The organism is Sphingobium sp. TomTYG46 (assembly GCF_055396345.1).
This window is the reverse complement of record NZ_AP027324.1, coordinates 1028277-1042882: the sequence shown is the minus strand read 5'-3', so window position 1 is coordinate 1042882 and position 14606 is coordinate 1028277. Positions and strand designations below refer to the sequence as shown.

16 protein-coding genes are annotated in these 14606 nt (G+C 61.1%); 6 read left to right on the top strand and 10 right to left on the bottom strand.

The annotated features are described in order from the left end of the window. Nucleotides 1-22: 22 nt before the first annotated feature. The 5 genes from ACZ5YV_RS05320 to ACZ5YV_RS05300 form a co-directional block, all read right to left on the bottom strand. On the bottom strand, nucleotides 23-703 hold the full coding sequence (locus ACZ5YV_RS05320; protein ID WP_464788888.1) for a DUF6975 family protein: 681 nt from the start codon (nucleotides 701-703) through the stop codon (nucleotides 23-25). A gap of 137 nt (nucleotides 704-840) precedes the next feature. Then, nucleotides 841-2889 (bottom strand): RNA polymerase sigma factor RpoD, encoded by a 2049-nt coding sequence (rpoD, locus tag ACZ5YV_RS05315; RefSeq protein ID WP_449472144.1) that lies wholly within the window; start codon nucleotides 2887-2889, stop codon nucleotides 841-843. 41 nt (nucleotides 2890-2930) lie between these two features. Then, complete coding sequence (dnaG, locus tag ACZ5YV_RS05310) at nucleotides 2931-4835, bottom strand: DNA primase (RefSeq protein WP_464788887.1); 1905 nt, start codon at nucleotides 4833-4835, stop codon at nucleotides 2931-2933. Continuing rightward, the gene (locus ACZ5YV_RS05305; protein WP_464788886.1) at nucleotides 4832-5242 is read right to left on the bottom strand and encodes an endonuclease domain-containing protein; all 411 of its coding nucleotides are present in this window, start codon (nucleotides 5240-5242) and stop codon (nucleotides 4832-4834) included. Before ACZ5YV_RS05305 ends, dnaG begins: the two co-directional genes overlap by 4 nt. Before the next feature lie 44 nt (nucleotides 5243-5286). Next, nucleotides 5287-5739: a GatB/YqeY domain-containing protein gene (locus ACZ5YV_RS05300; RefSeq protein ID WP_464788885.1), complete on the bottom strand. Its 453-nt coding sequence runs from the start codon at nucleotides 5737-5739 to the stop codon at nucleotides 5287-5289. Between the two features lie 155 nt (nucleotides 5740-5894). Between ACZ5YV_RS05300 and carA the strand changes: the two genes are divergently transcribed. From carA to ACZ5YV_RS05270, 6 genes are all read left to right on the top strand, one after another. Further along, nucleotides 5895-7121, top strand: a complete 1227-nt coding sequence (gene carA, locus ACZ5YV_RS05295; protein ID WP_464788884.1) for a glutamine-hydrolyzing carbamoyl-phosphate synthase small subunit — start codon at nucleotides 5895-5897, stop codon at nucleotides 7119-7121. After that, the gene (locus ACZ5YV_RS05290; protein ID WP_464788883.1) at nucleotides 7118-7486 is read left to right on the top strand and encodes a ribonuclease E inhibitor RraB; all 369 of its coding nucleotides are present in this window, start codon (nucleotides 7118-7120) and stop codon (nucleotides 7484-7486) included. The genes carA and ACZ5YV_RS05290 overlap by 4 nt, the downstream gene beginning before the upstream one ends. A 12-nt stretch (nucleotides 7487-7498) precedes the next feature. After that, nucleotides 7499-7726: a hypothetical protein gene (locus ACZ5YV_RS05285; RefSeq protein ID WP_464788882.1), complete on the top strand. Its 228-nt coding sequence runs from the start codon at nucleotides 7499-7501 to the stop codon at nucleotides 7724-7726. Nucleotides 7727-7756: 30 nt separating this feature from the next. Beyond that, entirely contained in the window at nucleotides 7757-11092 is a 3336-nt protein-coding gene (gene carB, locus ACZ5YV_RS05280) for a carbamoyl-phosphate synthase large subunit (RefSeq protein ID WP_464788881.1), read from the top strand. An 80-nt stretch (nucleotides 11093-11172) separates the two neighbouring features. Further along, on the top strand, nucleotides 11173-11649 hold the full coding sequence (gene greA / locus ACZ5YV_RS05275; protein ID WP_449472156.1) for a transcription elongation factor GreA: 477 nt from the start codon (nucleotides 11173-11175) through the stop codon (nucleotides 11647-11649). 25 nt (nucleotides 11650-11674) lie between these two features. Then, complete coding sequence (locus ACZ5YV_RS05270) at nucleotides 11675-12316, top strand: rhomboid family intramembrane serine protease (RefSeq protein WP_464788880.1); 642 nt, start codon at nucleotides 11675-11677, stop codon at nucleotides 12314-12316. A gap of 4 nt (nucleotides 12317-12320) precedes the next feature. On the opposite strand, the gene ACZ5YV_RS05265 is transcribed toward ACZ5YV_RS05270, so the two are convergent. The 5 genes from ACZ5YV_RS05265 to ACZ5YV_RS05245 form a co-directional block, all read right to left on the bottom strand. Next, nucleotides 12321-12542, bottom strand: a complete 222-nt coding sequence (locus tag ACZ5YV_RS05265) for a DUF4170 domain-containing protein (RefSeq protein WP_449472159.1) — start codon at nucleotides 12540-12542, stop codon at nucleotides 12321-12323. A 102-nt stretch (nucleotides 12543-12644) separates the two neighbouring features. Further along, nucleotides 12645-13232, bottom strand: a complete 588-nt coding sequence (locus ACZ5YV_RS05260; RefSeq protein ID WP_464788879.1) for a hypothetical protein — start codon at nucleotides 13230-13232, stop codon at nucleotides 12645-12647. Further along, nucleotides 13225-13548, bottom strand: a complete 324-nt coding sequence (locus tag ACZ5YV_RS05255) for a hypothetical protein (protein WP_464788878.1) — start codon at nucleotides 13546-13548, stop codon at nucleotides 13225-13227. Before ACZ5YV_RS05255 ends, ACZ5YV_RS05260 begins: the two co-directional genes overlap by 8 nt. Further along, nucleotides 13545-13922, bottom strand: a complete 378-nt coding sequence (locus ACZ5YV_RS05250; protein WP_464788877.1) for a phage holin family protein — start codon at nucleotides 13920-13922, stop codon at nucleotides 13545-13547. Before ACZ5YV_RS05250 ends, ACZ5YV_RS05255 begins: the two co-directional genes overlap by 4 nt. 53 nt (nucleotides 13923-13975) lie before the next feature. Continuing rightward, complete coding sequence (locus ACZ5YV_RS05245; RefSeq protein WP_464788876.1) at nucleotides 13976-14590, bottom strand: hypothetical protein; 615 nt, start codon at nucleotides 14588-14590, stop codon at nucleotides 13976-13978. Nucleotides 14591-14606: the final 16 nt, after the last annotated feature.

Sequence of the window (14606 nt, the reverse complement as noted above, 5' to 3'; positions counted from 1 at the left end):
ACGGCGCCGCAATCGGTTATTCCTATACCTTCTGCCGCCGAACCTCGGCACGCGCCTTCAGCAGGTCCCAGAGGCCACGCTGCTGGCTGAGCAACTGCCGCGCGCCAAATTGTATGGCCCGATCGGCCGCGCCGTCGCTGCCGATTGCTCGCACTACGGCAAAGGTCTGCGCCCGGTCGGGAAGATCGGATGGATAGGGTTCAAGCCCCACGCGAATCGCCGCCATGTCGAGCACGTCGCGTACCGCCTGCCAATCCAGCACCAGCGCCATGGCTGCCCCCATGGCACATCCGCGCCTGTCCGACTGAGCCAGCATATCCAGCGCATGACGTTGCTGGCTGACGATCGTCTCACAGTCGCTCTGCCCCGCCGTGCTGGGTATCGGGCCTAGCGCCACCGCAACTTGCGTCAGATAGGCCCGCTCTCGCGCAAACGCCTGCCCCGCCTGGACTAGCCAGCCCCGAGCCGCACTGTCTGCCGATCGGTTCGCCGCGTGATCGATGACGCCTGGGTGACGCCCGTGCAGCAGGCATAGATAATGCGCGGCATCGGCGAGGTCCGGCAATGTCAGGACAGCATCACGGCTCATGATGGTCCGTGCGCTGTTCGCATGAGCATGAGCGGCCGTTCCATCAACCGCGACCAGCGCCTCGATCACCTGAGATATATCGCCTGTCGCCAAGCGTGTAGCTGCTTCGTTCATGATAACCCCTGCGGCCGCCGCGCCAGTGTGTCTGTTGCCACGACCATAGGAAGTTGAGGTAAAAGAGCGGTTTATGAGACGAAAAAAAGGGCGGCCCTGAAGCCGCCCTTTCGGATCAATTCACCGTGTCCCAGACCCTATTGATCGAGGAAGCTCCGCATTTTCCGGCTGCGGCTCGGATGCTTCAGCTTGCGGAGCGCCTTCGCCTCAATCTGGCGGATACGTTCGCGGGTCACGCTGAACTGCTGGCCCACTTCCTCCAGCGTGTGATCGGTGTTCATGCCGATGCCAAAACGCATACGCAGCACGCGTTCCTCACGCGGCGTCAGTGAAGCCAGAACGCGGGTGACCGTTTCTTTCAGGTTCGCCTGAATTGCCGCGTCCACCGGGATGACCGCATTCTTGTCTTCGATGAAATCGCCCAGGTGCGAATCTTCCTCGTCGCCGATCGGCGTTTCGAGGGAGATCGGCTCCTTCGCGATCTTCATCACCTTGCGCACCTTCTCCAACGGCATGGAAAGGCGCTCGGCCATTTCCTCCGGAGTCGGTTCGCGGCCCTGCTCGTGCAGGAACTGGCGGGACGTGCGCACCAGCTTGTTGATCGTCTCGATCATGTGGACCGGAATACGGATGGTCCGCGCCTGATCCGCAATCGACCGGGTGATCGCCTGACGGATCCACCAGGTCGCGTAAGTGCTGAACTTGTAGCCGCGGCGATATTCGAACTTATCCACCGCCTTCATCAGGCCGATATTACCTTCCTGGATAAGATCAAGGAATTGCAGGCCACGGTTCGTATATTTTTTAGCGATGGAGATGACGAGGCGCAGGTTCGCCTCGACCATTTCCTTCTTGGCGATACGCGCCTCGCGTTCGCCCTTCTGCACCATGTTGACGATACGGCGGAACTCGCCCAGCGACATGCCGGTCGCCTGCGCGATTTCGCTGACTTCAGTACGGATGCGCTCGACGGCGCGCGCTTCGGCTGCCGCAAAAGCGGCCCATTTCTTGTCCAGGCCCTGAACCTTGTCGAGCCATGCGTCGTCCAGTTCATGGTTCACATAGCGGTCGAGAAAGTCTTTGCGGCTGACCTTATGCCGTTCCGCCAAACGCAGCATCTGCCCGCCCAGCGCGGTCAGGCGCCGGTTATAGGCATAAAGCTGATCGACCAGATATTCGATCTTCTGCTGATGGAATTGGACGCTTTCGACCTCGGCGGTCAGCCGCTCGCGCAGCTCCTGATAATCGTCCTCGGCCTTCTGGCTCAGCGTCTCGCCATTGGCCATCGCGGCCATGCGTGATTCCTGCGCACGCGAGAAGGCGCGGAAAATCTCCGTGATGGTGGCGAATTTCTCAAGCGCCATCGGCTTGAGCGTCTCTTCCATCTGGGCGAGGGAAAGGGTGTTGTCTTCCTCCTCTTCCTCTTCCACGCGCCGGGCACGGCGTTCGGTCAGGCCGTCCTCATCCTCGTCGGAATCGGCTGCTTCTTCCTCGGGCTCCTCTTCTTCCTTGAAGCTGGGGCCAGCGGTTTTCTCGCTGATCTCGCCGTCATCATCCTCGGCGCCTTCCTCCAGATTCTCCGGAGCAGGGTCTTTTGAAAGCATCGCGTCGAGGTCAAGAATCTCGCGCAGCTGCATTTCGCCATTGTTGAGGGCGGTTGACCATTCGATGATCGCGTTGAAGGTCGTCGGGCTTTCGCACAGCCCCAGGATCATCGTGTCGCGGCCAGCCTCGATACGCTTGGCGATGGCGATTTCGCCCTCGCGGCTGAGCAGTTCCACCGCGCCCATTTCGCGCAGATACATGCGCACCGGGTCGTCGGTGCGGTCGACCGTTTCCTTCTTCTTTTCGGTGACCAGCTTGGGCGCGCCTTCTTCATCGCCCGAATCATCTTCGGCGTCCTCGGCATCTTCGCGCTCGCGCTGCTCGTCGCCGTCCTCACTGGCTTCTTCATTCTCGACGATGTTCACGCCCATTTCGTTGAGCGCGGCCATGATGTCCTCGATCTGCTCGGAGGACATCTGGTCCTGCGGCAGGGCGTCGTTCAACTCGTCATAGGTGATGTAGCCGCGCTTCTTGGCGCGCGCGATCAGCTTCTTGACCGAAGCCTCATTCAGATCGAGCAGCGGTGCATCGCCGCTATCCACATCCTCGCCCGCACCCTTGCCTGTCGCCTTGCTCGCCATTTATTCGCCTTAGCTCCATCATCCCGCCGGGGGACGATCTATCAAACAATATCTTCGGACTGCGCCAGTTCCGCCAGGCGCTGGTCATGATCCATTTTTAACCGCTGGATCCGCTGCTGCTCGGCAAAGGTTTCCTCGTTAAGGTCTTCCCTCGCCCGCCTCGTCGCCTCCGCCAGCGCCGTCTCCAACTCCGGTCCTTGTGCCATCACCCGGATAGCCTCCTCCAGATCGCGCTGAACGCGACCGGGATCGGTCTTCATCCTGCTGGGGGTGAATGTGAACGTGTCGGCCCGGAGCATCCCCTTCGCCATATTATACACTTCACCTTGGCCCAATATGGTAAGGAGGCCCTCTGTTTCAACTGTTTCTTGTCGGAACGATGCGGCAATCATCGCCCGCATCAGTTCGCCCAGCGCCGAATCGCCGATATGCAGTGCCGAAAGCATCTCCCGGTGCATCATTATCTGCTCGGGATGCCGCAACAAACTCGCCAGAACCGCGCGCAGCAGCCGCTGCTCCATGCCGCTGACGCCGATCGCCCGCGCTTCGCTTCCAACCGGGGGCAGGGGCGGCTTCCAGTTTCCGCGCCGATCGCGCTGCCACCCTTGTCGATTCCCTGTCCCACGCTGATGGCGAGGCGCGTTCGCCTGCGAGGGTCGCGCAAAGAACAGCGCATCATAACGCTCCCGGAAAATCTGCACATAATGCGCCCGCACATCCGGATGCGCGATCGCGTCGGTGATCGTGCGCAGCCGCTGCTTCAACGCCGCCCGCTGCTCCGGCGTATCCAATGGCGCCGCCTTCTGCTCATAAGCCCACAACCGCTCTACGAGCGGTTCCGCCGCATCCAGCACCCGTTCCATCGCGCCCGGCCCCTCGGCCCGGATCAGATCGTCCGGATCCTGCCCCACAGGCAGCGTAGCAAACGCCAAACTCATCCCCGGCCGCAGCAGCGGCAGCGCCCGCATAGCAGCCCGTATCGCCGCCTTCTGCCCCGCCGCATCGCCATCGAAGCACAGGACCGGCACATCCACCATCTTCCACAGCCGCTCGATCTGATGCTCCGTCAGCGCCGTGCCGAGCGGCGCCACCGCCTCGCCAAAGCCCGCCTGCGCCAGCGCGATCACGTCCATATAGCCTTCGACCACGATCACCCGCCCGCTCTGGCGGCTAGCGGGGGAGGCGCGATCGATATTGTAAAGAGTCCGCCCCTTGTCGAAGAGCGGCGTGTCCGGCGAGTTCAGATATTTAGGCTCGCCAGCCCCAAGAATCCGCCCGCCAAAAGCGATCACCCGCCCGCGAATGTCCCGGATCGGCAGCATCAGCCGCCCCCGGAAGCGATCATAGCTCTCGCGTTTCTTACTTTTTCCGCCGTCCGGCTCGGCGCCATCCGGATCGATCAGCAATCCCGCCTCGATCAGCATCGGATCACCAAATTCCGCCAGCGCGTCTTTCAGCTTGCCCTTGGAATCCGCCGAGAAGCCAAAGCCGAACGCCCGCCGCGTCGCCTCACTGATCCCACGCCGGACAAGATAATCCCGCGCCTCCGCACCCTCGATCCCGCCAAGCTGCTCCTCGAACAAAGCCTGCGCCGCCGCCATGACGTCATGCAGACCCTTCGCCTGCTCGGCCCGCTTCGCCGCGCGGGGGTCGGGCGCAGGCACATCCATGCCCGCCGTCGCCGCCAACTCCTTCACCGCCTCCATGAAGGGGAGCCCGCGCTGGTCCGTCATCCACCGGATCGCGTCCCCATGCGCCCCACAGCCAAAGCAGTGGTAGAAGCCCTTCTCATCATTGATGGTGAAGCTCGGCGTCTTCTCATTATGGAAAGGACAGCACGCCTTATACTCGCGCCCAGCCTTCTGCACCTTCACCGTCCGCCCGATCAGCGTAGACAGCGACGTCCGCATGCGCAGTTCGTCGAGAAAGGCAGGGGAGAGGCTCATGTTTCTAAAAGCCCCTCCCTTCCAAGGGAGGGGTTGGGGTGGGTGATCTTCTGCCTCTCCGGCAACGCGTGCGCCCGATCAAGAATGACGCTCAATACGCCTTCAAGATTATCCCGAACCTCCCAGTTGGAAAAACGCAGCACGACATATCCTTGATGAGCGAGGTCGAAATCCCGATCTCGATCTTTCCCTGCATCATGCAGATCATCATCTACCTCAACGATCAAACCGATCGAGGGACAAAGAAAATCGCAAATATATGGCTCGATGACAGCTTGCCGCCGGAATTTTAACCCAGCCAACTGGGACGCCCTGAGAGCCCCCCACAGCCGCCGCTCATAGTCGGTAGGTTCTCGCCGCATGTCGCGCGCATATCGGCCTAGCCTTGCATTGATGCGTAGCGCCATCACCCACCCCAACCCCTCCCTTCGAAGGGAGGGGCTTTATCATGTCAACCCAAAGCCGCCTTCACCAGCCCACTGGCCTTGCTCATATCAATCACCGACCCATGCCGTTCCTTCAGCACGGCCATGACCTTCCCCATATCCTTGACGCTCGCCGCGCCCACTTCCGCCTTGATCCCCTCGATCGCAGCGCGCGTCTCATCCTCGCTCATCTGCTGCGGCAGGAAGCTCTCGATCACGCGCAACTCGGCCTCTTCCTTAGCAGCCAGCTCCTCGCGCCTGCCATTCCGGAACATCTCGATCGATTCGCGCCGCTGCTTCACCATCTTCTGCAGCACCTCGACAACGACCATATCGTCATCGGGCACGCTCGAAGCGGTACGCAATTCGATATCCCGATCTTTCAGCTTCGCCATGATCAAACGCACAGCGGCCAGGCGTTCCTTGTCCCCCGCCTTCATGGCTTCGACCTGGGCGCTCTTAACCTGCTCGCGAATCATGGCGATACGAATCCTGTTCTGCCGGAAAAGACCAGATATAACGCCAAAAGAGATTTTTTACAGTGGTTGACCGCGGGGCCTCACAGGCATAGGTGACCGGCCGTTTAACCCGCTGCAGACGGGTTCCCGCTAAAAGCATAAAGGACGCTACGACCATGGCTGATGCCAAGACCCTCACCGTGCCCAAAGGAGCGACAGGGGTATTGGTTTTCGCCGATGGCAGCGCAGTGTTCGGCCGTGGCTTTGGTGCAGTGGGCGAAGCGGTAGGCGAACTCTGCTTCAACACCGCCATGACCGGCTATCAGGAAGTGATGACCGACCCCAGCTATGCCGGGCAGATCGTCACCTTCACCTTCCCGCATATCGGCAATGTCGGCACCAACCTGGATGACGTCGAAGCGGACAACCCCTTCGCCCTCGGCTGCGTCGTGCGACAGGACGTGACGGAGCCCAGCAACTTCCGCAACGTCGAACCCTTCGACCAGTGGATGCGCGAAAATGGCCGCATCGGCCTCTCCGGCGTAGACACCCGCGCGCTCACCCGCATGATCCGCCTGAAGGGCGCGCCCAACGTCGTCATCGCCCATGATCCGGAAGGCAATTTCGACCTCGCCGCTCTCGCGGAAAAGGCCGCCAACTGGCCCGGCCTCGAAGGCATGGACCTCGCCATTGAAGTCACGGCCAAGGAAAGCCGCCTCTGGAAAGACGGCGTATGGAAACTAGGCCACGGCTACGCCAAGGATGAAGCAAACTCACCCCTCCCCTTCAGGGGAGGGGCCGGGGGTGGGGACTCGCCGGATAGCGCCTCTTCTGCCGACAACCGCCCCCACGTCGTCGCCATCGACTATGGCGCGAAGAACAACATCTTCCGCAACCTCGTAAAGGCCGGCGCCCGCGTCACCGTTCTCCCCGCCACCGCCACCTATGAACAGGTGATGGAGCAGAAGCCCGACGGCGTGTTCCTCTCCAACGGCCCCGGCGATCCGGCCGCCACCGGCGAATATGCCGTGCCCGTCATCAAAAAGGTATTGGAAGCCGACAAGCCCGTCTTCGGCATCTGCCTCGGCCACCAGATGCTGGCGCTCGCTGCCGGTGCCAAGACGGTCAAGATGCACCAGGGCCATCGCGGCGCGAACCACCCGGTCAAGCGTCTGGAGGACGGCCTTGTCGAGATCACCTCGATGAACCACGGTTTCGCGGTGGACAGCGACACGCTGCCCGCGAACGTGAAGCCGACCCATGTGTCGCTCTTCGACGGCAGCAATTGCGGCATCGAACTGACCGACAAAAAGGCCTTTTCGGTCCAGTACCACCCCGAAGCTTCGCCCGGCCCGCAGGACAGCTTCTACCTGTTCCAGCGCTTCGTTAAGGGGCTTAAGTGAGCCAAAACCTCCCCCCGGTTGACGAAGCCCGCCTCGCGCAGGAGTGGGAGGCGGACAAGGAAGTCCTCGCCAATCTCGCGGCCAATGGCGACGTGGCGCGTTTGTCGCGCCCGGTCGATGTCAGCTTCAAGGGCAGCGAAAAGGATTTCGAACGCGTCCTGACCATAGCCAGCCAGTTCGGCTTCGTCGAACTGGACCGCGAAGAGGATGAGGATGGCGACCTGTTCCTGTTCCTCGAATGCGAACAGCCGGTCGATGAACACTCGATCCGCGCCCTGACCAAGAAATGCCTCCAGATCGAAATCCTCTGCGGCGTCGAATATGACGGCTGGGGTTGCGAGGCCCGGACGGGGGGCGTGCATTGAAAGGGCACTCATATGGCGACAGTTAAAAAGCTATCCTTGAAAGTTCCTGATCGTGTTTCTGCTCAGGGCGAGGTGGATGCGTCGATCATTCTACTTGAACATGATGGCGAGAAATTCATTCAGATCGATACCTACGGATCTAAAGAGCGGAAGTTTGTGGGGAAGCGATCGCAGAGCCTCCGTTTGTCTGAAGAGGCGTTCGAACAATTAGTGAAGCTAGGGTCTTCACACTTCTCTTAATCTGTTTTCGCGAAGGCCGCAGAAACTCCTATGCCCAAACGCACCGACATCTCCTCCATCCTCATCATCGGCGCTGGCCCGATCATCATCGGCCAGGCTTGCGAGTTCGACTATTCGGGCACGCAGGCGGTGAAGGCGCTCAAGGAAGAGGGCTATCGCATCATCCTGGTGAATTCCAACCCGGCCACCATCATGACCGACCCGGAATTTGCCGACGCCACCTATGTCGAACCGATCACGCCCGAAATCGTGGCGAAGATCATCGAGAAGGAACGCCCCGACGCGGTGCTGCCCACCATGGGCGGCCAGACGGCGCTCAACACCGCGCTCGCGCTGTTCAACGACGGCACGCTAGAAAAGTTCGGCGTCCAGATGATCGGCGCCGACGCCGAAGCCATCGACAAGGCGGAAGACCGGATCAAGTTTCGCGACGCCATGGACAAGATCGGGCTGGAATCCGCCCGCTCGCGCATAGCCCACACCATGGAAGAGGCGCTGGAGGCGCTGGAGTTCACCGGCCTGCCCTCGATCATCCGCCCCAGCTTCACCATGGGCGGCACCGGCGGCGGCATCGCCTACAATCGCGAGGAGTTCGTCAATATCGTGCGCGGCGGTCTCGACGCGTCGCCCACCACCGAAGTGCTGATCGAAGAATCGCTGCTCGGCTGGAAAGAATATGAGATGGAGGTCGTGCGCGACCGCAACGACAATGCCATCATCATCTGCTCGATCGAAAATGTCGATCCGATGGGCGTCCATACCGGCGACTCCATCACCGTCGCGCCCGCGCTGACGCTGACCGACAAGGAATATCAGATCATGCGCAACGCGAGCATCGCGGTGCTGCGTGAAATCGGCGTGGAAACAGGCGGTTCCAACGTGCAGTTCGCGGTCAATCCGAAGGACGGCCGCCTGATCGTGATCGAAATGAACCCGCGTGTCTCGCGGTCCTCGGCGCTGGCGTCAAAGGCGACCGGCTTCCCGATCGCCAAGGTCGCGGCGAAGCTCGCTGTCGGCTACACGCTCGATGAGATCGAGAACGATATTACCCGCGCGACCCCGGCCTCGTTCGAACCGACCATCGACTATGTCGTGACCAAGATCCCCCGCTTCGCCTTTGAAAAGTTCAAGGGCAGCGAGCCACTGCTCGGCACCGCCATGAAGTCGGTGGGTGAGGTGATGGCGATCGGCCGCAACATCCATGAATCGATGCAGAAGGCGCTACGCGGCCTCGAAACCGGCCTTTGCGGCTTCGACGAAGTGGCGCATCTGGTAGGCGCGCCCAAGGACGACATCGTTGCGGCGCTTGCCTCACCGACGCCTGACCGTCTGCTCGTCGCCGCGCAAGCCCTGCGCGAAGGGCTGACCGTCGCCGAAATCCACAACATCGCGAAGTTCGATCCGTGGTTCCTGGAGCGGATCAAGGAAATCATCGACGCGGAAGCGCAAGTGCTGGCGAACGGCCTGCCGCAGGACGCAGACGGCATGCGCCGCTTGAAGGCGATGGGCTTCTCCGATCAGCGTCTCGCCCATCTGGCGCTCAAGTCCGCCAATCTGCGCGGCATGGAGCGCGGCATCGCGCGAGGCTCGGGCCTGATCCACGAAGCGGTCAAGGCCATGACCGGTGGCGTCACCGAAGCGGAAGTACGCAGCCTGCGTCACAAGCTCGGCGTCCGTCCGGTCTTCAAGCGTATCGACACCTGCGCCGCCGAGTTCGAGGCGAAGACGCCCTACATGTATTCCACCTACGAAGCCCCGCTCTTCGGCGAGGCTGAGAATGAGGCGCAGCCCAGCGACCGTAAGAAGGTCGTGATCCTTGGTGGTGGCCCCAACCGGATCGGGCAGGGGATCGAATTCGACTATTGCTGCGTCCACGCCTGCTTCGCGCTGTCGGATGCTGGCTATGAGACGATCATGGTCAACTGTAACCCGGAAACCGTGTCGACCGATTATGACACCTCCGATCGCCTCTATTTCGAGCCGCTGACCGCCGAGGACGTGCTGGAAATCCTCAGCGTCGAAATGTCGAATGGCACGCTGGCCGGGGTCATCGTCCAGTTCGGCGGCCAGACGCCGCTGAAGCTCGCCCAGCCGCTTGAGGACGCGGGTATCCCCATCCTCGGCACATCGCCTGACGCCATCGACCTCGCCGAAGACCGCGAGCGTTTCGCGGCGCTCATCGACAAGCTGAAACTGAAGCAGCCCGCCAACGGCATCGCCCGCAGCCGGGAGGAGGCGATCGCGGTTGCCAACCGCATCGGCTATCCGGTCCTGATGCGCCCGTCCTACGTCCTTGGCGGCCGCGCCATGGAGATCGTCGATGGTCAGGCGCAGCTTGAGGAATATATCGCCACCGCCGTTCAGGTGTCGGGCGACTCCCCGGTGCTGATCGATCAGTATCTGCGCGACGCGACCGAAGTCGACGTGGATGCGCTCTGCGATGGCGAAGATGTGGTCGTCGCAGGCGTCCTCCAACATATCGAGGAAGCGGGGGTCCATTCGGGCGATTCCGCCTGTTCCTTGCCGCCCTACAGCCTTTCCAGCGACGTTATCGCTGAAATTGAGCGCCAAACCGACGTCCTCGCCCGCGCCTTGTCCGTCCGCGGCCTCATGAACATCCAGTTCGCGGTAAAGGACAACATTGTTTACCTGATTGAGGTAAACCCCCGCGCCAGCCGCACCGTGCCCTTCGTCGCCAAGGCAATCGGCACCCCCATCGCCAAGATCGCCAGCCGGGTCATGGCCGGAGAGATGCTTCGCGACCTCCCAAAAATCGACCGCAATTCTATAACTCATATTGCAGTTAAGGAAGCCGTCTTCCCCTTCGCCCGCTTCCCCGGCGTTGATCCGGTCCTCTCGCCAGAAATGAAAAGCACCGGCGAAGTCATGGGCATCGACAGCAATTTCGCGACCGCCTTTGCCAAGGCGCAGCTCGGCGCGGGCACCGTTCTCCCCAAGAGCGGCACCGCCTTCGTGTCCGTCAAAGACAGCGATAAGCCGGTGGTCCTGCCTGCGGTCCAGAAGCTGGCAGGATTGGGCTTCACCATCGTCGCAACCGGCGGCACGGCCCGCTATCTGGAAGAGCAGGGCATCGCCGTTCAGCCAGTAAACAAGGTAGCTGAAGGACGTCCCCACATCGTTGACAAGATCACCGATGGCGATATCGACCTGATCTTCAACACCACCGAAGGCTGGCAGTCGCTGAAGGACAGCAAGGCGATCCGCACCAGCGCGCTGCGCGCCAAGGTCGCCAGCTTCACCACGGCGGCGGCATCAGTCGCTGCGGCCGATGCGATCGAGGCTTTGCGGGGCCATGCCCTTGAAGTGCGATCGCTCCAGTCCTATTATCCCCTGTCGCAAGCCTGATCCCCTGCACAAGGAAGCACGCTGCGGGTGGCTCCGAGTTGGAGCCGCCAAAGGGAAGTTTTGACGAAGGATTTGCAATAATGGCGACCGTCGAAAAGATGCCGATGCTGCAAATGGGCTATGACAAGCTCAATACGCAGCTCCGCGAATTGAAGGCCGAACGGCCTTTGATCGTGGACGCCATCGAGGAAGCTCGTGCCCACGGTGACTTGTCCGAAAACGCGGAATATCACGCAGCTAAGGAACGGCAGGGGCAGGTTGAAGCCACCATAGCCGATCTCGAGGACAAGCTCTCACGCGCCCAGATCATCGATCCCAAATCACTGTCAGGTGATAAGGTCGTGTTTGGTGCGACCGTTACCTTGCTGGATGAAGATGAAAAGCCGGTTCGTTACCAGATCGTGGGGCAGGCGGAAGCCGACGCGAAGCTTGGCATGATCAGCTACAACAGCCCGCTGGGGCGCGCCCTTATCAGCCGTCAGGTCGGGGAAGAAATTGAGGTGTCGGTTCCGGCAGGCGACAAATTCTACCTGATCGACAAGATCGAGTTCATCTAAGCCGGTGAAACTGCCATCGGGCCGTATGACAAATGGGATCGCGGTGATCACTTTCGCCGCCTTCCTAATATTGTATCTGACTGGCCAGGTGGACACCGCTGCCATCCTCGGTGGCTTTATTCCGGCCCGGATTGACGATCCTCAGCTTTTTGCAGGCGTAGTTGCTGTACCTGTGTGGCTGACGCCATTCAGTTGCACGCTGATCCATGCGGGCTGGCTGCATATTGGTTTCAACCTGCTGATGCTGGTCTTTTGCGGGCGGCAGGTAGAGCAGGTGCTGCAAATGCGTGCGGTCCTGATCCTCTATATCGCCGGTGCCTATGGCGCGGCTTTATTGCAATGGGCGGCAGGACCCGCTTCGCCTAGCCCCATGGTTGGCGCGAGCGGCGCCATATCGGCCGTTCTTGCGACCTATGCTCTACTCTATGGCCAGCGGGCGGTACGACGGATCGGCCCATTTTCCGCCAATTTTCTGCGCGTAATCTGGCTGGCCGCTGGCTGGATCATCCTTCAACTCATGATCGGGGTCGCGTCGTCGCGTGGCGGCTTTGGCGATCTTGGTCAAATCGCCATAGCCGCTCACATCGGGGGCTTCCTTGTAGGCTTGGTGCTGACCCGTCCCTTGCTGCTCTGGCGATTTCGCAAAGGACCCCGGCCAATCGTCTGATTGTTCAGGCTGGTGGCAAATCCGGTTCCAGCAGGCGATGCAGGTGCACGATCACATAACGCATTTCGGCGTCATCAACGGTTCGCTGTGCAGCCCCTCGCCATGCATTCTCAGCGGATGCATAGTCAGGAAAGACGCCGACCACATCAATTGAGTTCAAATCTTCAAATTCGAGCGTCTGAGGATCCTTGACGCGTCCGCCCATAACGAGGTGGAGTTTGCTCATAATGTAATCTGTCTCCCTTGGAAGGAGTGGTCACCTTAGCAACGGCTCCACTCCTGTCCAAGGCTTCGTCACGAAAGCTACAGCTTTCGAACGTTCCGGCGGTCAGCGTTTCGGCAACCGGGCCTTGAGCGCCTCGCTGACAGCGTCGATTTTGGTGGTGACGAGCGACACAAGGTCATCAGCCATGCGCGAGGCGGTTCCCGTGATATCGGCAGAAGCGGCGGCATCGCGAGCGGAAGCAGCGGTCTTGGTCGCGCTATCCTGCGCGTTGTGCAGGGCGTCAGTTGCTCCGGCCTTGATATTCTCCGCGCCCTGGGCGGCGGCCGCGCTCGCTGCCATGGCCGCTTCCACGACACGGCTCCCCGCAGTCATGGCAATAGCGGGAAGAGCCTTCATCGCCCTGCGGCTCTTGGGAAACAGCCAGGCAACGACGGCTCCAGCAGCCACTGCGCCAGCGACGGCGGCGACAGGATGCTCCTGAACGATCTCATTGGCCCGAGCCGCAACCCGCTGAGTGCGATCGCGCACGTCGCTATAGGCATCACCGGCCCGTTCACGGCCGGTCTGGATCAGCTCAGCGGCATTTTCCCGAGCCTTTTCGGTAGAATCCCGGAACTTGCCTGTAGCAGTTCCGGCAATGTCGTTCGCTGCGTCGCGCACGCGAGTGATCTGGGCATGAATATCAGCCATGGTCAGTCTCCGCTCTTTCCGGGTTACGGTTAGTAATCCGAACGTATGTCCGTTTGAAAAGTGCCGAAATTGGATTGCGGAAAAGATAGATCAGCAGAGCCGCCGCTGTCGCTCCAACAGCAACCGGCTGTTCTTGAACCTTGGTCGATACATAGGTGCGACCATTGGTGATCCCTCTTGCCGCCTTCTCCTTGAGGTCCTGCTTCAGCCGTCCCGGCGCTATGCGAGCCTTCGCCGCAGACAGACTTGAGAGGAAACGCGCCTTCCTCTGCTCGGCATCAATCGCGGCTTGCTGATATTTTTCGGTTTGACTCATGCCTTGATGGCCCTCCGCATACGCGAGATCCTGGCCTTTGCGAGTAACAGCAATATGGCGGCAACCAGCAACGCCGCGCCAAACACCGCCAGCGCCGACCAGCCTGCTCCCAGATGGGGGCTAAGCGCCATTACGAGCCCCACCAGAAATGCGATCAGACCCGCGAAGCTGAGCATGAAGCCAACAGTTGCGAAAATCGCAGCATCTCGAACGCCCGCACCGGCTATGCCGACGCGCAGCTTCTGCCGCTCAATCTCCGCATCGGCATAGGCCCGACCGTCCGTATATAGCTTGGCGAACGTTGCGCGGACGCCGTCCTCCTGCTCATGCCCGGCCTCGGGCGGCTCTGCGATCAGACTAGGTTCGTCGGTCAAAAACCCCTCCGCCCCAGCGTCGGGGCTTTTGCGTGATTGATGGTACGTCGGGTTCAAGCCTTGTCGTCTGAACCCTTGGCCAACCGCATCAGAACGAAACCGACAACCGCTGCCGCGCCGATTGCCACAGCAGGGCTTTTGCGCACGAAATCGCGCGCTTCGGTCATCAGTTGATCGACGTCCTTGCTGTCCAACGTGTCGGCGGCTCCGGCTACCGCTTCGGCCGCCTGCCGTGCATAGTCTCCATATTGCGGACCCAGCTTCGCATCGACAGTTCCGGCCGTGTCCGTAATCAGCTTGGCAAGGCTCTGCATCGCGGTGCCAGTCTTGTCCTTGGCAACGACCGCTGCGGACATGGCGGTCTTGGTTGCCTGATCTTTCAACGGGTCAATATGCGTCTTCCAATCGACGGTGTTGAACTTATCAGCTGCCGTCCGGGCGGCCTTTTCCGCCTGTGCCTTCAACGGTGCGATCTGTGCTGCCCAGCCATGCGAAGCAGCACCATTGCCTGGCTTGGCGGTCGGTGCGGGCCGCGTCGCCGCCGTCTTGACCGGAGCGGGCGCGGTGGGTGTCGCTTCGCGGGTCTCAATGGGCTTTCCCTTGGCGGGCTTCGCCGGTGTAGCCTTCTTGGCGCGCTTGACGGGCGGGGTTTCCGGGGTGTCGGCCATCGTCCTATGTCTCCTC